General features: G+C 70.7%; 18 protein-coding genes and 1 other RNA gene. 12 read left to right on the top strand and 7 right to left on the bottom strand.

Annotated elements, in window-relative coordinates; genetic code table 11:
- Nucleotides 1-65 precede the first annotated feature (65 nt).
- The 9 genes from EES42_RS11190 (at nt 66) to EES42_RS11145 (ending at nt 9,041) form a co-directional block, all read left to right on the top strand.
- Nucleotides 66-1,223, top strand: coding sequence for a nucleotide disphospho-sugar-binding domain-containing protein (locus tag EES42_RS11190; protein WP_124717975.1), 1,158 nt, complete (start codon nt 66-68; stop codon nt 1,221-1,223).
- Between the two features lie 237 nt (nt 1,224-1,460).
- A complete protein-coding gene (locus EES42_RS11180; protein WP_124717974.1) occupies nt 1,461-2,573 on the top strand; it encodes an acyl-CoA dehydrogenase family protein in 1,113 nt (370 codons plus the stop codon).
- On the top strand, nt 2,573-3,403 hold the full coding sequence (locus EES42_RS11175; RefSeq protein ID WP_124717973.1) for an aromatase/cyclase: 831 nt from the start codon (nt 2,573-2,575) through the stop codon (nt 3,401-3,403). The genes EES42_RS11180 and EES42_RS11175 overlap by 1 nt, the downstream gene beginning before the upstream one ends.
- On the top strand, nt 3,400-4,149 hold the full coding sequence (locus tag EES42_RS11170; protein WP_124717972.1) for a cyclase family protein: 750 nt from the start codon (nt 3,400-3,402) through the stop codon (nt 4,147-4,149). Before EES42_RS11175 ends, EES42_RS11170 begins: the two co-directional genes overlap by 4 nt.
- A gap of 14 nt (nt 4,150-4,163) precedes the next feature.
- Complete coding sequence (locus EES42_RS11165) at nt 4,164-4,763, top strand: malonic semialdehyde reductase (RefSeq protein ID WP_124717971.1); 600 nt, start codon at nt 4,164-4,166, stop codon at nt 4,761-4,763.
- Between the two features lie 46 nt (nt 4,764-4,809).
- A complete protein-coding gene (locus tag EES42_RS11160) occupies nt 4,810-6,603 on the top strand; it encodes an FAD-dependent monooxygenase (RefSeq protein WP_164495222.1) in 1,794 nt (597 codons plus the stop codon).
- Nucleotides 6,600-7,010, top strand: a complete 411-nt coding sequence (locus EES42_RS44670; protein WP_164495221.1) for a lipocalin-like domain-containing protein — start codon at nt 6,600-6,602, stop codon at nt 7,008-7,010. The genes EES42_RS11160 and EES42_RS44670 overlap by 4 nt, the downstream gene beginning before the upstream one ends.
- A gap of 99 nt (nt 7,011-7,109) precedes the next feature.
- Nucleotides 7,110-7,952: an SDR family oxidoreductase gene (locus EES42_RS11150; protein ID WP_124717968.1), complete on the top strand. Its 843-nt coding sequence runs from the start codon at nt 7,110-7,112 to the stop codon at nt 7,950-7,952.
- Between the two features lie 96 nt (nt 7,953-8,048).
- Nucleotides 8,049-9,041, top strand: coding sequence for a beta-ketoacyl-ACP synthase 3 (locus EES42_RS11145; protein ID WP_124717967.1), 993 nt, complete (start codon nt 8,049-8,051; stop codon nt 9,039-9,041).
- Nucleotides 9,042-9,121: 80 nt separating this feature from the next.
- On the opposite strand, the gene EES42_RS11140 is transcribed toward EES42_RS11145, so the two are convergent.
- On the bottom strand, nt 9,122-10,321 hold the full coding sequence (locus EES42_RS11140) for a cytochrome P450 (protein WP_124717966.1): 1,200 nt from the start codon (nt 10,319-10,321) through the stop codon (nt 9,122-9,124).
- 212 nt (nt 10,322-10,533) lie between these two features.
- On the opposite strand from EES42_RS11140, the gene EES42_RS11135 reads away from it, so the two are divergent.
- Nucleotides 10,534-11,460 carry an NADP-dependent oxidoreductase gene (locus EES42_RS11135; RefSeq protein ID WP_124717965.1) on the top strand — a complete coding sequence of 309 codons (927 nt, stop codon included), beginning with the start codon at nt 10,534-10,536 and terminating at the stop codon, nt 11,458-11,460.
- Nucleotides 11,461-11,530: 70 nt separating this feature from the next.
- Here the strand turns inward: EES42_RS11135 and EES42_RS11130 are convergent, their stop codons facing one another.
- Nucleotides 11,531-12,517 (bottom strand): acyltransferase domain-containing protein, encoded by a 987-nt coding sequence (locus EES42_RS11130; protein WP_124717964.1) that lies wholly within the window; start codon nt 12,515-12,517, stop codon nt 11,531-11,533.
- A 227-nt stretch (nt 12,518-12,744) separates the two neighbouring features.
- On the opposite strand from EES42_RS11130, the gene EES42_RS11125 reads away from it, so the two are divergent.
- Both EES42_RS11125 and EES42_RS11120 read left to right on the top strand, forming a co-directional pair.
- Nucleotides 12,745-13,485, top strand: coding sequence for a TylF/MycF family methyltransferase (locus EES42_RS11125; RefSeq protein ID WP_124717963.1), 741 nt, complete (start codon nt 12,745-12,747; stop codon nt 13,483-13,485).
- 34 nt (nt 13,486-13,519) lie between these two features.
- Nucleotides 13,520-14,692, top strand: a complete 1,173-nt coding sequence (locus tag EES42_RS11120) for a class I SAM-dependent methyltransferase (RefSeq protein WP_164495220.1) — start codon at nt 13,520-13,522, stop codon at nt 14,690-14,692.
- Between the two features lie 35 nt (nt 14,693-14,727).
- Here EES42_RS11120 and EES42_RS11115 read toward each other — a convergent pair whose 3' ends face one another.
- The 5 genes from EES42_RS11115 to EES42_RS11085 form a co-directional block, all read right to left on the bottom strand.
- Nucleotides 14,728-15,855, bottom strand: a complete 1,128-nt coding sequence (locus tag EES42_RS11115; RefSeq protein WP_164495219.1) for an alpha-hydroxy acid oxidase — start codon at nt 15,853-15,855, stop codon at nt 14,728-14,730.
- Nucleotides 15,856-15,898: 43 nt separating this feature from the next.
- Nucleotides 15,899-16,585 carry an AfsR/SARP family transcriptional regulator gene (locus EES42_RS11110; RefSeq protein ID WP_124717960.1) on the bottom strand — a complete coding sequence of 229 codons (687 nt, stop codon included), beginning with the start codon at nt 16,583-16,585 and terminating at the stop codon, nt 15,899-15,901.
- A 387-nt stretch (nt 16,586-16,972) separates the two neighbouring features.
- Nucleotides 16,973-18,025 (bottom strand): aldo/keto reductase, encoded by a 1,053-nt coding sequence (locus EES42_RS11100; protein WP_164495218.1) that lies wholly within the window; start codon nt 18,023-18,025, stop codon nt 16,973-16,975.
- Nucleotides 18,026-18,760: 735 nt separating this feature from the next.
- An RNA gene (rnpB, locus tag EES42_RS11090) (RNase P RNA component class A) lies at nt 18,761-19,162 on the bottom strand.
- A 55-nt stretch (nt 19,163-19,217) separates the two neighbouring features.
- Nucleotides 19,218-19,787 (bottom strand): Uma2 family endonuclease, encoded by a 570-nt coding sequence (locus EES42_RS11085; RefSeq protein WP_124718502.1) that lies wholly within the window; start codon nt 19,785-19,787, stop codon nt 19,218-19,220.
- Between the last annotated feature and the right edge of the window lie 77 nt (nt 19,788-19,864).

Below are 19,864 nucleotides of genomic sequence, written 5' to 3'. Positions count from 1 at the left end.
ACAGCCCGCGACAAGAGTCCCCGAGAAGGCCGGAACCCATAAACGGAAAAGGCGTGTTCTGAGGCATGAGAATTCTCTTCTGCACCTACTCGACGGCAAGCGACCTGTTCGCCACCATTCCCTTCGCCTGGGCACTGCGCGCGGCCGGTCACGAAATCCTCTACGCCGGTGGCGGCGAGGGCATGCGGGAAGTCGCCAAGGCCGGTCTGCCCTACGTGGACATCGCCACGCCGGGCGTCGATCTCGCGGCACCGTTCGCGCGCAGGGCCGCACAGTCCCGGGAGAAGGGACAACTCGTCTGGTATCGCGGCGGCGACCTCCAGGAGGACGAGGTACGGGCGACGTCCGCGCTGTTCGCCGAACTCTCCGAGCTGGTCGTGCCCGGTGCGGTGCGGCTCGCACGGCAGTGGCGTCCCGACCTGGTGGTGAGCCCGGACCACCAGGGTTCCGGTGCCGTCGTGGCCGGGCTGCTGTCCGTACCGCTGATCGCCATGTCCAACCTCTTCGCGCTGGTCCCCGACATGGTCGACCGGATACGCGGGGAGATGGCCGGCACCTACGACCGCTACGGCATCGACCCCGGCTCCTCCCGCACCCGGCTGCTCCGTACGACACCGCCCAGCCTGTTCCGGGCATCCGGCAACCACCTGGCCATGCGCCCCGTGCCCTACAACGGCTCCTACCTGGAGCTCGGCACGATTCCCGACTGGCTGTTGCGCTCCCCGGACCGGCCCCGGGTCTGCGTCACCCTGGGCACCTTCATCCCCCAGTACATCGGACTCAGCCTGATCCGCGACTTCGTCGCCGAACTGGACACGGTCGACGCCGACTTCGTGTTCGTGCTCGGCGACGCCGACCGTACGGAACTGGGCACCCTGCCGGACAACGTCCGCTCACACGGATGGATCCCGCTGAACACACTGCTCGACTCGTGCGACGCGATCATCCATCACGGCGGCACCAGCACCTCGCTGGCCGCCATGTCCGCCGGTATCCGGCAGATCGTGCTGCCGCACGGTTCCGACCAGCCCTTCAACGCGCGCCTCGTGGCCGAACGCGGGCTGGGAGTCACCTGCGCGGCGGCCGAGCTGACCGCGAAGACCATCACCACCGTGCTGGAGGCGCCGGAGATCGGCACCGCCGCCGCGCAGGTACGGGAGGAGATCGCCCGCCTGCCGTCGCCCTCCGGCGTGGCCTCCGCACTGCCGGATCTCGTGGGCTGAGCCGTCCGGGAGACCCCCGCGGCACACCCGTCATGCCCTGAGAGGCTGTCGGCTGACCTCTGATCGGGCGGCCACGCCCTGGCACGCACGCTTCCGGCGTTGCCGAAATGCCCTAGTAGCTCCGCTACGAGGACATCCCGGCGCCTTGGAATCGCACGCACCAGACCGCGTCCGCTTTCCGATCGAAGGCCACCCAACAGCCTCTGACACCGCACCCGGTTCTGGAGGATTCCCGAAGTGGCCCCGCACGCACACCCAACACCCGGCCCGGACCTGACCGCAGAGCACCTGGCGGCACTCGCGGCACAACACGCCGCCACCGCCGACAACGAACGCCGCCTCGCCCCCGACGTCGCCGCCGCGCTGGTGGACGCCGGATTCGCCCGCCACTTCGTGCCGGCCGACCACGGCGGTACGGCGGGCTCCTTCACCGCACTGGCCGAGGCGGTGCGCACCATCGCGCGGGGCTGCCCCGCGGCCGGCTGGTCCGCCATGATCATGGCCACGTCTGCGCGGCTGGCCGGCCGGCTGCCGCGGGCCGGCCGGAAGGACATCTGGGGGCAGTCGGCCGACGTGCCGATCGCCGCCGCGCTGAACCCGGGGGGCTCGGCACGGCGGGTCGCGGACGGATGGGTCCTGTCGGGGCAGTGGTTCTCGCTGTCCGGCATCGACCACGCGGCCTGGGCACTGCTGTGCGTGACCGCGCCCGAGGACGGGACGCAGCACTACTGCGCCGTTCCGGCGAGCCGGTTCCGTATCGAGGACACCTGGTTCACCCTCGGCATGCGGGGTACGGGAAGCCGCAGCGTGGTGCTCGACGAGGTGTACGTCCCCGGCCATCTCTCGGCCCCCCGGGACCTGGTGTGGCAAGGGCGCGCCGACGGCCCCGACGACGCCCTCTCCGCTCCCCTGCCGGCCGCGCATCCACCGCTGTTCGCCGCCCCCGCCGTGGGCGCCGCCCGGGCGGCCCTCGACCTGTGGGCACGGGCCGAGTCCCGCACCGGCCCCGACCGCGACGCCGTACTGACCCGCTCGGCGGCCGAGATCGACACCGCGGCCCTGCTCGTCGAGCAGGCATGCCTGCGCCTCGACGCCCCGGGCCCGGTCGGCGGCATCGACGCCGCGCGCAACGGCCGGGACGCCGCACTCGCCGCGGACCTGGCCCGCACCGCCACCGACCGTCTCTTCCGCGCCCGAGGAAGCCGCGCCCACGCCGCTCAGGACTCCGTCCAGCGGCTCTGGCGCGACGTACAGACGGCGTCCTCGCACGCGGCCGTCGACGCCGCGCGGAGCAACTCGCTGTTCGCAACCACCTTCCGGGCATCCCTGTCCGACCACGAGGAGAGCTGATGATCTGCCACACCCTGATCTACAAGTTCGCCGAATCCGTCTCGGCCGAGGACCGTGATCAGTTCCTGAAGGAGCTCAGTGAGACGGTCCGGAGCACCGGGCTGTCCGTCGGCTTCGACTACCGGATCCACGAGTGGCTGCCCGTGGACGAGAAGGCGATCGGCATGACCGGCTCCGCGATCGCCCAGATCGTGTGCGAGGACAGCGAGACGATGCGGAAGTTCTCGGAGCTGACCTCCACGCACGAGTTCATCGCCTCCTGGCGCTCCAGGATCAGCTACGAAGCCGCCTACGCCAACCACCCGCCGCTGACCGGCGTCCCCGCGGACAACCCCCTGCACCACGCGGAGCACACCGTCACCGTGCACGCCCCCGTGGCCGTTGTCTGGGACATCCTGGTCGATGTCGAGGGCTACGCCAGGATCTTCCCGCCCACCCAGGACGTGAAGCTCCTGGAGGAGTCGCCGACGCACCAGATCGCCAGGCTCGTGGTCGACGTCAACGGCGAGACCAACTCCTGGATCTCCCGGCGCGACATAGACGCCGACAACCGGGTCATCACCTACCGGCAGCTGGAGCACGCGCCGATCGTCGGCCACATGGGCGGCCAGTGGCGGGCCCTGCCCCTGGGCGACGACACCACACAGCTGGTGCTGACCCATGAGTTCAGGGCCCGGGAGGCGGTCGACGGCAAGGTCGCGGGCAGGCTCACCCCGCAGGAGGCCGACGCCGCGCTGCGGGCCGTGGTGGAGCGCAACAGCGTCGCCGATCTCGGCGCGGTCAAGACGACGGCGGAGGCCACCGCACCGGGCAACGGCGGCACCCGATGACCCGGCTGGTGGACCTCAGCGTGCCCACCGAGCAGACCGACAGCGAAGCGACGCCGGTGAAGATCGATCTGCTCGACCACGTGGCGGGCGCCACCGTGCTGGGGCTCTCTCCGGAGGACTTCCCCGGCGGGATGGCCATCTCCAACGAGACCGTCACCCTGACCACACACACCGGCACGCACATGGACGCGCCCCTGCACTACGGCCCGCTCACCGGGGACGCCCCGGCCAGGAGCATCGACCAGGTCCCGCTGGAGTGGTGCTACGGACCCGGCGTACGGCTCGACTTCCGTGACGTCCCGCCCGGGCAGGGCATCACCGTGACGATGCTGGAGGAGGAGTTCAGCCGCATCGGGCACGTACCGGTCGCCGGCGACATCGTGCTGCTGTGGACCGGCGCGGACGCCCTGTGGGGAAGCAGCGACTACCTGACCACGTTCGCGGGACTGACCGGCGAGGGCACCGTCTTCCTGGCCGAGCACGGTGTGAAGGTGATCGGGATCGACGCCTGGGGCCTGGACCGGCCGATTCCGCACATGATCGAGGACTACCGGCGCACCGGCGACCGCTCGGTGCTCTGGCCCGCGCACGTCGCCGGACGCACCCACCCCTACCTCCAGCTGGAGAAACTGGCCCACCTGGGCGATCTGCCGGGCCCCACGGGCTACATGGTGGCGTGCTTCCCGGTCCCGGTCACCGGTGCGGGCGCGGGCTGGACCCGTGTCGTGGCCATCTGCGACGCGTGACCGGGAGGGACGGCATGGCCGGTCATCCGTTGGCCCTGGACGAAGCGGCACAGGATCTGCTGTTCCGGGAGGCGAGAACCGCGAACACGTTCGCCCCGACCCACATCGGCGACGAGCACATCGAAGCGATCTACGACCTGGTCAAGTGGGGCCCGACCTCGATGAACCAGCAGCCCATGCGGGTCGTGCTGGTCCGCTCCGACGAGTCGAGACGTGCGCTGCTGCAGCACGTCCTGGAGGGGAACCGGGACAAGGTCGCCTCGGCCCCCCTGGTCGCGGTCCTGGCGGCGGACCTGAGCTTCCCCGACACACTGCCCCGTCTCTTTCCGCACGCCCCGAACGCCCGGCACGCCTATGCCGACGAGAACGCCCGCCGTGAGTCCGCGGTGTTCAACACGGCCCTGCAACTGGGCTATTTCATCATCGGGATCCGGGCGGGCGGCCTGGCGGCGGGGCCGATCGCAGGCTTCGACCCCGAGGGCGTCCACAAGGAGTTCTTCCCGGGCGAACCGGTGCTCGTCACCAGCATCGTCAACATCGGCTACCCCGGCCCGGACGCCTTCTCCGCCCGGCTGCCCCGCCTGGGCTACCGAGAAGTCGTCCGCAGCGTGTGATGTCTCCGCGCCGTCACCGCACCACAGCCTCATGGAAGGAGAAGAGATGAGCATCCGACCGAATCAGCTGCTGACCGTTCTCGCCGACTGCTCCGGCAATCAGGAACTCGTCGGCATCGGGAACGACGCACTCGACACGGACTTCGACGCCCTGGGTCTCGATTCTCTGGCGGTACTGGAATCGGTGGCCCGGATCGGGCGGGAACACGGAATCCACATATCCGACGAGGAGGTTCATGACCTGGGCACCCCGCTGGCGCTGCTGAACCGGCTCAACCAGGCGCAGAGCGGCGGCGACGAGGACACCGACGCCGAGGAGCGGCTGCCCGTGGTGGTGGTCGGGGCCGGCCCGGTCGGCCTCGCGCTGGCGGGCGAACTGGCCGCTCATGGCATCGGGGTGACCGTGCTCGAACGGCGGGCCACCCCCGAGACGATGGTCAGGGCCGGTTCGGTCGGACCGCTCGCGGTGGCGCTGCTGCGCAGGCGCGGGCTGGCCGACGAGCTGGACCGGGCCGAGCGGGAGACCGTGGAGCGCTACCGCGCGATGGCCGACAGCGCCGCGGGCGCGGTCGGGCACGCCCTGCCGAAGGAGCATCTCGCCGGCATCGAGAAGGTCGAGCATGCCGACGCCTCGATGCGCCGGATGCGGGTGGAGCAGCCGGCCCTCGTCGACATCCTGCTGCGGCACGTCGCCGCACTCGGCGTCGACGTGGTGTGGGAGCACGAGGTGACCGCGATCGAGCAGGACGACCGGGGAGTGTGGGTCACTGTGGCCGCACCCGGCGGCGAGCGACGCCTCCGCGCGGCCTACGCGGTCGGCTGCGACGGCGGCGACAGCACGGTGCGCAGGCTCGCCGGCATCCCGCTGACCGGCACCGAAGCGACCCTGACCGGCCGGCAGTCGGTCGTCGAGTTCGAGGGCGAACCACCGCTCGAACACGGCTTCCGCCACACCTCCGGCGGGCTCGTCGCGTGGGGTCTCGGCGTCAACCGGGTCGCCACCCTGGAGTTCGACGGGCCCCCGGCCCCGGACGCCGGGCCGCTGACGTCCGGGGAACTCCAGGACAGTCTCCGGCGTGTGACGGGGACCGGCGTTCCGATCGCGCGGATGGCCGCCGGGGGCCGGTTCACCGACATGGCGTACCAGGCGGCGGAGTACCGCAGGGGCCGGGTCTTCCTGGCCGGTGACGCGGCCCATGTGCACGCCCCGTTCGGCGGTCAGGGCCTGAACACCGGCATCACCGACGCCGCCAACCTCGGCTGGAAGCTCGCCGCCGCCCTCGACGGCTGGGCACCGCCCCGGCTGCTCGACACGTACCACGCGGAACGGCATCCGGTGGGTGCCCGGCTGCTGGCCAACGTCCGGGCCCAGACGGCTCTGATGCGGCCCGATCCGCACAGCAGCGCCCTGCGCGACCTCGTCGGCCGGATGATGGACGTGCCGGACGTGCGCCGCTTCGTCGGTGCCCTGCTCAGCGGAACCGACGAGGGGTACGGCACGGATGGGCACCCGGCGGTCGGCACCTTCCTGCCGGACTACGAAGTGACGGACCGCCAGGAGCCCGCCTCGGGAAGGGGCCTGCTGCTCGACTTCACCGACTGCGCCGCGCTGCGCACCATCGGGGCGAGGTGGGCGGACCGGGTGGACATCGTGTCCGCGAAGACCGGGCGCGACGATCTGGCCGCGGTCCTGCTCCGGCCCGACGGCTATGTCGCCTGGGCACTGGCGACCGGGGACACCCCGAGGGCCCGGCCGCTGGTGCGGGCCCTGCGCACCTGGTTCGGTACCGGCCGCTCCCCCGCCGGTACGCCCGCGGCTCCGGCCGGAGCCCGACGGTGAACCCCGCCGATCTCATCGGTGTGTGGACGCTCGATTCCTTCCACGACATCGACGCCACGGGCACCCGCGCCGAAGGACCGCTGGGCGCCGCCCCTCGCGGCACCCTCATCTACACCGCGGACGGGCGTGTGTCGGTGCACATGATGCGTGCGCCGGACGCCGACCCGGTCCCCGGGAGCAACGACTACATGGGGTACACGGGCACCTGGCGGGTGACGGGGTCCCGGGTGACGCACGCCATCGAGATCACGCCACGTCGCCCATGGGTCGGCACCGAGCAGACCCGCGGGGCGCGTCTCGAAGGCGACCGCCTGACACTGGACGGCTCGGTCCCGGTGAACGGCCTTGAGCAGCGACGGGTGCTGGAGTGGCGGCGCACTTCCGCCCACGGCACGACGAGGCACTGACCGGACGCCACACCGTGCCCGTCCGTACGTTCCGGCGGCACCCCGAGGCGATCCGCACCACCGATACGCACTACCGATCCGCACTACTGAGGAGACACTGTGACCATTCTGGTAACCGGGGGCCGCGGACATGTCGGCCGCAGCGTCACGCGAAAGCTGCTCGCGGCGGGAGAGAGGGTGCGGGTGGGCACCAGCGACCCCACGGACACCTCGCTGTCCCGCGACGCGGAGGTCGTGGAGCTGGATCTGTCCAGGCCGCAGACGCTGAGCGCGGCACTGCGCGGCGTACAGCGGGTGTTCCTGTACGCCGACCCCTCGACGGTCGACCAGCAGATCGAGGCCATGGAGCTGGCCGGGGTGGACCATGTGACCCTGCTCTCCACCAGGTCGCTGACCTTCCGGGACGCCGACAGCAACCCCATCGCCCGGCTGCACGTCGCGGTGGAGCGCGCACTGGGCCAGTCCCGGCTGCCGTGGTCCTTCCTGCGCGCGGGGACGTTCGCCACGAACACACTGCAGTGGGCCCGCCTCATCCGCTCGGACAACACCGTGCGGGCGCCCTACCCGCAGTCGCACGCCGCCGCGGTGCACGAGGACGACATCGCCGATGTGGCCACGCTGACCCTGACCCGGCAGGGGCACGCCGGTGCCGCCTATGTGATGAGTGGTCCCGAGTCCAACACCCAGCGCGAGCAGGTATCGCTGATCGGGAAGGCCATCGGCCGTGAGATCGAGTTCGAGGAGATCGAGCCGGAGACGTACCGGCAGACGCTCAGCCGCTGGGGCGGCGGGCGCGAAGAGGTCATCAACCAGCTCCTCACCTACCTGGTGACCTGGAACGAGCGTCCGGTGCCCGTGGTGGACGCGTTGCAGCAGCTCACCGGCAAGCCGGGCCGGCCCTACGCGCAGTGGGCCGTCGACCACGCCGATGACTTCCGCTGACCGGACCGGTCAGGTGCTCCCGGGGCGGCCCTGCGGGGCCGCCCCGGGGGGTCCCGGGCACTCCCCCCGTCGACGCGTACCGAGAGAAGGAGCACGATGGCGTCCGCACCCACGATCCTTGCGTCCGCCCCCCGGCACAGCGCCCTGCTCGGCGTCGGGGGCTACCGCCCGCGGCGGGTGGTGACGAATGCCGAGATGTGCCGGTCGATCGATTCCACGGAGGAGTGGATCGAGACCCGCAGCGGCATCGTCCGGCGGCATTTCGCCGGCGAGGACGAGACGCTGACGATGATGGCCGCGGCGGCCGCGGAACAGGCCATGGCGCGGGCCGGCACTGCTCCGGCCGATATCGACCTGGTGCTGGTCGCCAGCATGTCCGACCTGGTCCAGACACCGCCGCTCGCGGTCCGCGTGGCCCACGAACTCGGGGCCGACCGGGCCGCGGGCCTCGATCTGTCGGGGGCCTGCGCGGGCTTCTGCCACGCCCTCGCGCTCGCCTCCGACACCGTACGGGTCCGCGATGCCGAGCGGGTCCTGGTGATCGGTGCCGAGCGGATGACCGACATCGTGGAACCCACCGACCGCACGATCGCGTTCCTGTTCGCGGACGGGGCGGGCGCCGTGGTGGTCGGATCGGCGCGGGAACCGGGCATCGGTCCCGTGGTGCGCCGGGCGTACGGCGCGTACGGCAACGCCCTTCGGATGACCGGGCCCTGGGCCGGGAAGGGTCCGCGCCCCTGGATGCGCATGGACGGCCGGAGGGTCTTCCGCTGGGCCATGGAGGAGGTGGCGCCGGCCGCGGGCCGGGCCCTCTCGGCGGCGGGTCTGGCACCGGCCGACCTGGCCGCGTTCGTGCCGCACCAGGCCAACCTGCGGATGACCGAGCTGATGGCCGAGCGGCTCGGCCTGGGCGAGGACACCGTGCTGGCCACCGATGTGGTCAGGTCCGGCAACACCTCGGCCGCCTCGATACCGCTCGCTCTGGACACCCTGCTGGCCGAGGGGCGGGTGGCCGCGGGCAGTACGGCCCTGCTGGCCGGTTTCGGGGCCGGCCTGAACTTCGCCGCTCAGACGGTCCTGCTGCCCTGAGGGGCCGCGACACGGGAGCCGGACCACCCGAACCACCGGTGGTCCGGCTCCCGCACTGCCGTGTACGGCTCACCGGCAGGTCACCAGGCGACCATCAGCTCCGTGGGGCCGTGCACGAACTGCCCCTCCCGCCAGGGAACGTCCCGCTTCTCCCCGGCCAGCCGGAGCGTGGGGAACTCGCGCAGCAGCGCCCCGAGCCCGGCCCGTAGTTCCAGGCGGGCCAGCTGCGCACCGAGACAGTGGTGCACGCCGTGCCCGAATCCGACGTGCGGGTTCGGGGACCGGTCCAGCTTGATGCGGCCGGGCTCCTCGAAGACCGTCTCGTCGTGGTTGGCCGACCCGATGGCCGCGATCACCGCCTCGCCCGCGCGCACCACCGTGCCGTCGAACTCCACGTCCTCCAGGGCGATGCGCGTGGTCCCACCGTTGACGAGATGGACGTACCGCAGCAGTTCCTCGACCGCGGTGTCGAGCAGTTCGGGCTCTTCGAGGAGCCGGGACCACAGGCCGGTGTCCAGCAGGGTGAAGGTGAAGTTGGAGAGCTGGTTGGCCGTGGTCTCGTGCCCGGCGACGAGCAGGTCGACGCCCATCTGCACCAGCTCCTGCTCGCTGAGCCGGTCCGACTCGTCCCGCGCCTCCACCAGGTCGGTCAGCAGGTCGCGGGAGCGTTGGGCCGAGGGCCGTGCGCGGCGTTCCGCCACGTGCCGGCCGAGATAGTCCAGCAGGGTGCCGATCGCCTCGTCGATCTCCTCGCCGGTCGCCGCGGTGGTGCTCAGCATGAGCCGGGACAGCCGCTCGAAGTAGCCGCGGTCGGTCGCCGGCACGCCCAGCAATTCGCAGATCACGGTCACCGGCAGCGGTACCGAGAAGTGGTGCACCAGGTCGACGGGGGATCCGTGCTCCCGCATTCCGGCCACGAGTCCGTCGACGATCTGTTCCGTCCGGGGCCGCCAGCGCTGCACGTTCTTCATGGTGAACGTGCCCGCCACGAGCTTGCGCAGCCTGCTGTGCTCCGGCGGGTCCATGGCGAACAGTCCGCCGGGCGGGGTCTGCGCCGGGCTCACCCGCGGCACGTCCGCGTTGACCGTCGCGGCCCGGGAGAACCTCGGATCCGCGTAGACCTTCCGCACATCGGCGTACCGGGTGGCCAGCCATGCGTCGCCACCGAAGGGACACCCGACCCGCCGCAGCGGTTGCTCCGCGCGCAGCGCGGCGAACTCCGGTGGCGGACCCAGCTCGGTGGTCCGCTCAAACGGAAGCCGCGGGGCATGTGTTGTCATGACGTACTCCCTTTGCGGTTCCAGGCACATTCCATCGCTCCGAAGCTACGGGGGCCCGCACCCCGACTCACTCAAGGACCGCTCATACAAACGGTAGTTGGCCGAACCCCGATGGCCTGCTGAGCTGTAGTTCGATAGTTTGCGCATGGGACTTGACAGAACGTCAGTGATCCCTTTCGACCTGGTAAAACCTACATAGACAAAGGGTAAAAATGGTAAAGAAATATCGCGCTGTGGAGTTCGCCGAGTACGGGGGCCCCGAGGTCTTACGTGTGGTGGAGCGCGAGATGCCCCGGCCCGGTCCCGGGCAGGTGCTGGTGGAGGTCCGCGCCGCCGGGGTGAATCCGCTGGACTGGCAGCTGCGCAGCGGGGCCGTCGCGGAGATGATGCCGGTGGAGTTCCCTTCGGTGCCCGGCGGTGATGTCGCCGGTGTCGTCGCGGACGTCGGTGAGGACGTGACCGACTTCGTCGTGGGCGACGAGGTCTTCGGCTCGATCGGCTCCGGCAGCTACGCCGAGTTCGCGCTCGCGCCCGCGGCACAGCTCGCGCGGAAGCCCGAAGGTGTGTCCTGGGAGGTCGCGGCCGGGCTGCCGGTGGCCGTCAACACGGCGTACCAGGTGCTCGCGGACCTCGGGGTGAAGTCCGGGGAGACCCTGGTCGTGGACGGCGCCGCCGGTGGCGTCGGGTCCGTGGCCGTGCAGATCGCCAGGCATCTCGGCGCGACGGTGATCGGTACGGCGAGCGAGCGCAACCACGCGTACCTGCGCTCGCTCGGCGCCGAACCCGTGACGTACGGGGAGGGGTTCGCCGAGCGGGCCCGCGCCGTCGCCGAGAAGGGGGTGGACGCGGCGTTCGACGCCGCCGGGAAGGGCTCGCTACCGGCCCTGGTCGAACTGACCGGCGGCCCGGACCGCGTGGTCACCATCGCCGATCACCGGGCGGCGGAGCACGGTGTGCGCTTCGCGTTCGCCGGCCCCGACGCGATCCGTGAGCGCCTGGAGCAGGCGGCCGCGCTGGTCGGGAACGGCGAACTCGGCCTGTCCGTGGCCCGGACGTACTCTCTGTCCGAGGCGGCCGACGCCCACCGGGAGAGCGCGGGCGGCCATGTACGCGGCAAGCTGATCATCGTGCCCAGCTGACGCCGGTCCATCACGTCCCGGTGCGTCACGTCCCGGTGCGTCATGTGTCGGTGCGTCATGTGCCGGTGCGTCATGTGCCGGAGTGGAGCACCGCGACGGCCGCCGCGAAGGCTTCGGCGTCCGCGGCGGTGCCCGCCCGATCGCTCCGGGCCAGCAGCGGGTGAACACTGCTCGGGCCGCGCAGGACGGCCCGGTGTCCGCGTGCGGCGACCGCGAGGCTGCGGTCCGCGCTCGCGTCGAGCAGTACGAGCCCGGGGTCGAGGCCCTCGGAGTCGAGCAGTGAGCGCAGTGCGGGCCAGTACCGTACGGGGAGCGATATCTGGTCGGCCCAGAAGGCGGGGTCGACGGCCTCTTCGGCGCTCACCGGGCGTGCGGTCCTCGTGGACATGATGGTCGCCCGCGGCGGCCCGGGCCGGAGCCGGCCCAGGTCCTGCCCGAACCGCCGGGCGGCCGGAACCATCGCCGGGCTGTGGAAGGCGTGCCCCGATCCCAGTGTGCGCAGCGTGATGTCGCGGCGCTCCAGTTGTCCGCGCACCGCCGCGAGGACGCTGTCGGAACCGGCGAGCACGGTCTGCCGGGGGCCGTTGTCGGCCGCGACGACGGCCCCCGTACGCAGCTCCGCGGACAGCTCCTCCGCAGTGGCCGCGACGGCCAGCATGCCGCCGCGTCCGGTGTCGTCCAGCCGCCGGACGTGGCCGGCCATGGCCGTCGCGAGTTCCGCCGGGGCGAAGACGTCGGCCAGGCACGCCGCGACGAGTTCGCCCACGCTGTGCCCCAGCAGCACGTCCGGCGCCCCGGCGGCGGACCGCACCGCGCGTCCGAGCGCGTGGCCGACGGCGAACAGCAGCGGCTGGGCGACGACGGCCTCGTCCACCGCACCGGCGGAACCGGGATCCAGCCAGACGTCCCGCAGCCTGTCCCCGTCGGCGCCGAACACCGTGAACATCTCGTCCATCCAGCGGGTGAACTCCGGTTGCACGCCATGGAGTCCCGCCGCCATCCGGACGCGCTGCGCCCCCTGTCCCGGCAGCAGCAGGACGACTCGTCGCCGTGTCACAGATCTCTCCTCCCCGTTCGTGTCCCGAGCGGGCGGCTCCCGCACGTGCCGGTGCGCCGCACCGCTCGCGGTGTCCGGCGGATCGACTCACACTCCGGCGGACTCCTGGTCCAACGGCCGCCTCCGGCCACCTCCAGCACCGCTGGATCCTGGCTGGAGGCCACCGCCGCACCGTGGCCCCGGCCACCCGGTCAGATGCCCGGCCCACGGCGAAAGGCGGACCTCAGATGTCGAACCATGGTGCGGACCTGTACCTGGACCTGATGAAGAAGGTGCTGACGAACACCATCTACGCCGACCCGGCGATCCGGGTGTGGGGCGAGGACAACGAGGAGGCGCGGCAGGAAGGGCGTGACTGGCCGAGCGTGGCCCACACCATGGTGGGCATGAAGCGGCTGGAGAACCTCCAGCACTGTGTCGAGTCCGTTCTCCGGGACAACACACCCGGCGATCTGATCGAGACCGGTGTGTGGCGCGGGGGCTCGTCGATCCTGATGCGAGCGGTCCTCAAGGCGCACGGGGTGCTGGACCGGAGTGTCTGGCTGGCCGACTCGTTCCAGGGGATGCCGGTCGCGGACGAGCAGGCGCACCCCGACGACCAGCAGTTGCAGTGGCACCTGCACAACGACTTCCTCGCCGTGCCGCTGGAGCAGGTGCGGGAGAACTTCTCCCGCTACGGCCTGCTCGACCAGCAGGTCCGCTTCCTGCCCGGCTGGTTCGCCGACACCCTGCCGACCATCGAGGTCGACAAGCTGGCGGTGATCCGGCTGGACGGCGATCATTACGACTCGACGATGGACGCCCTGGTGAACCTCTACCCCCGCCTCTCGCCCGGGGGCTTCGTCATCGTGGACGACTATGTGCTCCCTGCGTGCAGCGAGGCCGTCGAGACGTACCGCAGGGAGCACGGCATCACCGAACCGCTCCAGCCCATCGACGGTGTGGCGATGTTCTGGCAGCGCGGCTGACCCGCACCGCTTCGACGACCGCGAGGGAGACCGTGTGACGACCACCAGAACCGAGCTCGTCGAATCAGTTCTGCGCAGCGCCTCGGGAGGCTGGCGGCGCGTCACCGAAGTGGTGGAGCGCTGGGGGACGGACGCGGTCGCGGCGGTACTGGTGGACGAGATCCTCTTCCGCTCGGAGCCGGCGGCGGATTGCGCGACGGCCACCGTCGGCCTGGAGCTGACCCACGGATCCGCACGTCACACCACGATCCTCGACGTCACCGAGAGGTCGCGGCCGGCCCGTACCGGGGCGGCCACCGCCGATGCCGATGTGCGGCTCGAATGCTCGATCGCCGATCTGGTGCTGGAGCTGTACCGGTCCGACACCGGCCGCGGCCCGGACATGCGCGTCACCCGGTTCCTGCCCGGCGAGGGCCATCTGTCGTCCGACACCGAGCGGCTGCACAGGATCGCCCGGGCCGCCGACGCGGTCGTCTCGGGCTGCACCTCGCACAGCCCGGGGCTCGCCACCCTGGCTCTTCGGCACGATTCGGACCGGTGCAGCAGCCTCCAGCTGTCCGCACCGCACTTCGAACGCCACTTCCGGGCGCTGCGTGGCCAGGAGGTCCGGCTGCTCGAACTCGGCATCGGGGGCTACGAGCGCCCCGACCAGGGCGGCGGGTCATTGCGGATGTGGAAGCACTTCTTCCCGCGCGGGCAGATCTACGGGGTGGACGTGTTCGACAAGTCGCCCCTGGACGAGGACCGCATCACCACGCTCCGCGGGCGCCAGGACGACCGGGAGTTCCTCGACCGGCTCTGCCGTGACCATGGCCCCTTCGACGTGGTCATCGACGACGGCAGCCATGCCGCGGGCGACGTCCTGACCGCGTTCGAGCACCTGTATCCGCGGCTGCGTCCGGGCGGCTGGTACGTCATCGAGGACCTGTCGGCCTCGTCCTGGGCCCGCCACGACGGCGACGCGGTGCCGGGCGATTCCATCGCGGCCGCCCTGGCCCTGGTGAACGCGCTGCGGGAGCGGATGGGCCGCGGGCTCCGCGCCGACGGCGGGAGCCCGGATCTCGCCGGGTCACTGGCCGGTCTGAATCTGCATCACAACATCGCGTTCCTGGAGAAGGGCGCCGGTGTTGCCGGCGCCCTTCCGCAGTGGGTTTCCCGCAGGCCGTTCTGGAACGGCGTCACACCCCAGGTGCACCCGGCCCGGTAGCCCCGCAGGGCTGCCGGGCCGGACTGCTGCCGGGGTCAGTCCGCGACGGTGGTGGCTGCGGCGAGATCGGCCACGGTCGGGGCGCCGACGATCGCCATGGTGTTGTGCAGGTCCTCGACCAGATCCCGCAGCACGGCGGCGACACCGTCCCGGCCGCCCGCCGCGAGGCCCCACAGGACAGGCCGGCCCACCAGCACGGCCGACGCTCCCCGGGCCAGCGCGACCGCCGCGTGGCTGCCGCGACGTATCCCGGAGTCGAAGTAGACCGGCACCCTGCCGCCCACCGCACCCGCGACACCGGGGAGAGCGTCGATGCTGGTCACGGACCGGTCGTGCTGATAGCCGCCGTGGTTCGACACCACGACCGCGGCCGCACCGGCCTCGATGGCGCGGGTCGCGTCCTCGGGATGGAGCACGCCCTTGACGATCACGGGCAGCCGGGACCGGGCGATGAGCCGCTCCAGCTCCTTCCAGGTGGCGGCCGGATTGGGGAACAGGGTGTCGATGACCTCCTGGGCACTCGCCCCCGGCGTCTCACGTCGCCGTTCGGCCAGCAACCCGGTGAAGTACGGCTCGTCGGCCACCGCCGGCTGTGAGGCGGCCTCCCGCAGCTCCTGGCTGGAGTGGTCGAAGACGTTGCCCGCGTCGCGCCGGCTCGCCCCCATGACCGGAACGTCCACCGTGCAGACGACCGCGTCGAAGCCCGCGTCCTCGGCCCCTTCGACCAGCGCGTCGGTGAGCCCGCTGTCGCTCATGAGATACACCTGCCGCCAGCGCACCTGCCGGCCCGCCGCACCCGCGACCTCCTTCGGCGAGTGGCTGGCGAACGTCGACAGACAGAACCCGAGGCCCAGCTGCGCGGCGGCCGTCGCCGCCGCGCTCTCGGCTCCCTCGTGGTAGATGCTCTGCATGCCCATGGGCGCGACGAGGAACGGGGCGGCCAGCCGGCCGCCGACGACGTCGGTCCCCATGTCGATCCGGGACACGTCGCGCAGCATGCGGGGAAGCAGTGACAACGAGTCCAGGCGTGCGATGTTGCGTCGTACGGTGGCCCCGTCCCCAGCGCCACCGCTCGCGTACTCGAACGTCTCGGCGGGCAGTTGCCTGCGTGCCTCGTCCTCAGCGGTGTCGCTGTTGACAGGCGGTGTGGCCTCGGTTGCCACGGCGATCCTCCTCGAAAGAGCCCTCGTCGAGCGGGGCAGAGCGTCAGTGTGCCGACCAGTCGCTGTGCTGCCGGGGCCGCGGCCGATCCGCGTACCGGAAGTCGAGCGAGGGGTCGGAGTTGAGAATGGCCTCGTGCAACTGCCGCACCGCGCGCGAGGGTTCGAGGCCCAGCTCGTCGACCATGTTCCGGCGCAGACACTGGTACTCCTGTATCGCGTCGAAGCGCCGGTCGGACCGGTACAGGGCGAGCATCAGCTGCTGGTACAACCCCTCGGAGAAGGGGTGCTCCATGACCAACTGCCGCAACTCGCCCAGCACTTCACGGTGCAGGCCGAGCGCCATCTCGGCCTCGATGGCCTGCTCCACCACGCGCAGCCACTCCTCGTCCAGCTTGGTGGCGTAGGCGCTGAGCGCCCTGCCGTGCCGGACGTCGGCGGCGAACGGGCCGCGCCAACAGGACTGTGCGGCCCGCAGCAGGCCGGCCGCCTCCGCCATCACCCCGCGGTCAAGGGCCTGTTTCCCCTGGACGGCAAGGCTCTCGAACTGGCGGAGGTCGATCGACTCGGGCGGGATGTCGGCGACGTAACCGGCGTACGCGGTGCGCAGCCACTGGGGCTGTGGCGTCCCGGTCGGCGCCGGATCCCCCGGCCCCGCGTCCGTCGCGCGACGGACCGGGATCGCCTTGCGCAGTTGGTAGATGTAGGTGTGCAGGGTGGTCAGGGCGGTCAACGGGGGGGTTCTCTCCCCATAGTTCGTCGATGAGCGAAGCCGTGTGTACGACGCGGCCGCTGTGAAGAAGCAGCAGAGCCAGCACGCTGCGCACTTTGGGTGCGGAGAGCGTCACCCTTCGTTCCCCATCGAAGACCTCTAGCATGCCGAGTAGGCCGAAACGCATGTCTGCTCCCACGGGCTGGTCGGAAGTGGCGAGACGCCGTGTCGTCGCGCGAGGTGGTGGTCGATCGGCGTCACGCCCGGCTTGGTCAGCCGCCCCGACATGACGAAGACCGGACGGGCGGGACGACGTCGTCGGCGTACCCACAGGCCGGATGCGATGGCCGCACGGGGAGCCGGCCCACCGCCCGCCTCCGGCGGCACGGCGTCCGGGCTCCCGCGGTGTCAGTTGGTTCTCTGCTGGTGCATCGGCGACTGCCCGTCTTCTCTCGCGTTGCTCGTGGGGGTGCCGTGGACCAGATCCTGGAATTCCTGGGCCAGGAATTCGTACGGGTGGGGGGTGGACGGGGCGGACACCTCGTCGAGCGAGGCCATCACCTCGTCGGGGAACTCGGTGTTCGCCGCTTCCAGGTTGTCCAGCAACTGCGACCGCGTGGAGACGCCGAGGGTGACGCTGGTGAGTCGGGGGTTGCGCAGCAGCCACGCCAGAGCCATCCGCGCCGGATTCTCACCGGTCTGCTCCGCGAGCCGGTCGAGGCGGAGGAGGGTGCGTTCGACGATGTCCCGGAAGGGGCTGAGGGTGGCCCCCAGGGCGCCTTCGGTCAGCCGCCCGGCCCCTTCGAGTGTGCGTCTGCGCGCATCCACCCGGTACCGGCCGGCCAGCAGGCCTCCCGCCAGGGGGCCCCAGGAAACGAGACCGGTGCCGCTGTGTTCGGCGTACGAGAGGTATTCGTGTTCCAGCGAGCGAGTGAGCAGGTTGTAGTTCAACTGCATCGCGGCGATAGGCGGAAGGCCCCTTCCCGCGCACAGCCCGTCCGCATATCCCAGGTACCAGCCGGGCACATTGCTCAGGCCGAGATAGCGGATCTTGCCCTGGGCGATCAGATCGATCGCGGTCTCCAGCGTTTCCTCGACAGCCGTGACGCGGTCCCACAGGTGAACGTAATACAGATCGATATAGTCGGTGCCGAGTCGAGTCAGTGACTTCTCGACTGCGGAGGTCATGGCCCGGCGACTGCACCCACCGCTATTGACATCGCAATGGTCGGTGCGATATCCGAACTTCGTCGAAAGAACAACATTGTCGCGAGCGGAGCGCTGCTTCAATGCACGGCCGAGCCATTCCTCGCTTTCCCCGCCGTTGTAGACGTTCGCCGTGTCGAACAGGTTGATTCCGTGTTCCAGCGCGGTACCGATCAGCGCGTCGGCCTCGGTCGGCTCCATCGACCAGCGCGGACCCCACTGCGACCCCAGGGTGGCCGTGCCCAGGCTCAGCACGGAGACGCGAATGCCTGTCCTGCCCAGCCTCCGGTACTCCACAGCACGATCCCCCCTCGATGGCCATACGGTTGAATCATTGGAAAACATTTACTTGTCGTTTACGATGCCTTCCGAGCGGGCGAAGCCGCGGCCGACGATCTTGTACCTGATCAGTCTTCATGAGTCCGCCAGCACTATCAACAGCCCCCGGGCGGGAGGGCCGAAAGCAACCCCTCGGGGGGCATGCGTATGCGCGAATATTTGACAAATGGGGCCGATGCCTCAATGCGTAAGGACCAGGCATCGATCAGGCCCTTACTCGGACCATATGGCCATGCATAGCCGGATACCCTGGCCTGGCCCTTTGCTGCACATGCCACCGAATAACGGAATTTGAAACTCCGCAACGGTCCGGACCGGATCCCTGATTTTCCCGGCCAAATTCCACGTCGGTCCCGGGCCCGCACCGGCCAGGAAGTGGCGACCGAGGATCTGCGTCCCGCTCTGCGGCGGTACCGCTCGTTCTTCGATCGGCTGCTGCGGGCGTCAGCCGGCGGTCGGCAGGCACGGGCCCATGTTCGCCCCGCCGCCGACCGCTGCATCGGGAGGCCTCGGACATGACGCGGCCATCAGTACCGCTGCGGACCTGTCCGTGCCACCGCGCGAGGCACCAGGAACCGTCCGCCCCGTCTGCCGGAAAAGGCCTCCGACCCAGACCGGAGGCCCCTACGAAAGCAAAGCCGCAGAGGGCGGCAGACGAGTCGGGCTGTACGCCGGGTTCTGTCGCCCGGTCGCCTCGCGGCGGCCGGGGAGACGGCCATCCATCTAGGACCGGCATTGCTGCCGGTCTCGTGCGGTCTACCCGCGAACTCGGGCGGGCAGCCCTCGATCATTCGCGCAGGGCCGTCTTGCGACGGCCCCTCTTGACCTTGCTCCGGGTGGGGTTTACCTAGCCGCCTGAGTCGCCTCAGGCGCTGGTGGTCTCTTACACCACCGTTTCACCCTTACCGGGGACCGAGGTCCCCGGCGGTCTGTTTTCTGTGGCACTGTCCCGCGGGTCACCCCGGGTGGCCGTTAGCCATCACCCTGCCCTGTGGAGCCCGGACGTTCCTCGGGGAGATCCGAGGATCCCCACGCGGCCGTCCGCCCGGCTCGTCTGCCGTGCCGACCATGCTACCCGTCCACCGGGGGCCGCCGACCGGGACCGGGCTCAGATGAGTTTCTCGGTCTCCAGGTCGAAGGCGAACGGCGCCGGGAGAGTGAGCCGCTTGCCGAACGGGATCGTGCAGTGCTGACGGTAGTCGTCGCCCTCCGGGTCGCTGAACAGCGTCACCGAGGACTGTTCGCGGTCCACCAGAAGGTAGAGCGGGATGAGGCCTCGGGCGTAGCAGTGGCGCTTGTCCGTACGGTCCGCCCGGGGCTTGGTCGAGGTGACCTCGACGACGAGGGCCACCCCGTCGCACGGCATCCAGGGCTCGGCTCCCCGGTACAGACGCAGTTCGGTGGGGGCGAAGGTGCCGTCGGGAATGACGTGGTTCTTGGGACAGCGCCCGCCGCTCGCCAGCTTCAGTCCCTTGTTTCCGGAAAAGTCCATATCGGTCCGGGCCAGTCTGATCACTTGCTTCATGATCAGGCTGATGTAGTCCTCGTGGTCCCCGTCCGGCGGCGGCGTCACGACAATCTCCCCCTCGATCAGCTCGGCCCGGAAGCCCTCCGGCGTATCCAGCGCCAGGAAGCCCTCCAGCAGGACGTCCGCCTGCGTGAACGGTTCGTGCGGCATGGCAGTCATGTCACGCCCCTTCCTCGGTCGCTCGCCAGATTGGGGCATCGTTCGACCCGCCGTCCGTGAGATGGGAT

Source organism: Streptomyces sp. ADI95-17 (assembly GCF_003846175.1).
GTDB classification, from domain to species: Bacteria; Actinomycetota; Actinomycetes; order Streptomycetales; family Streptomycetaceae; genus Streptomyces; species Streptomyces sanglieri.
This window is presented reverse-complemented; position numbering and strand designations above follow the sequence as displayed.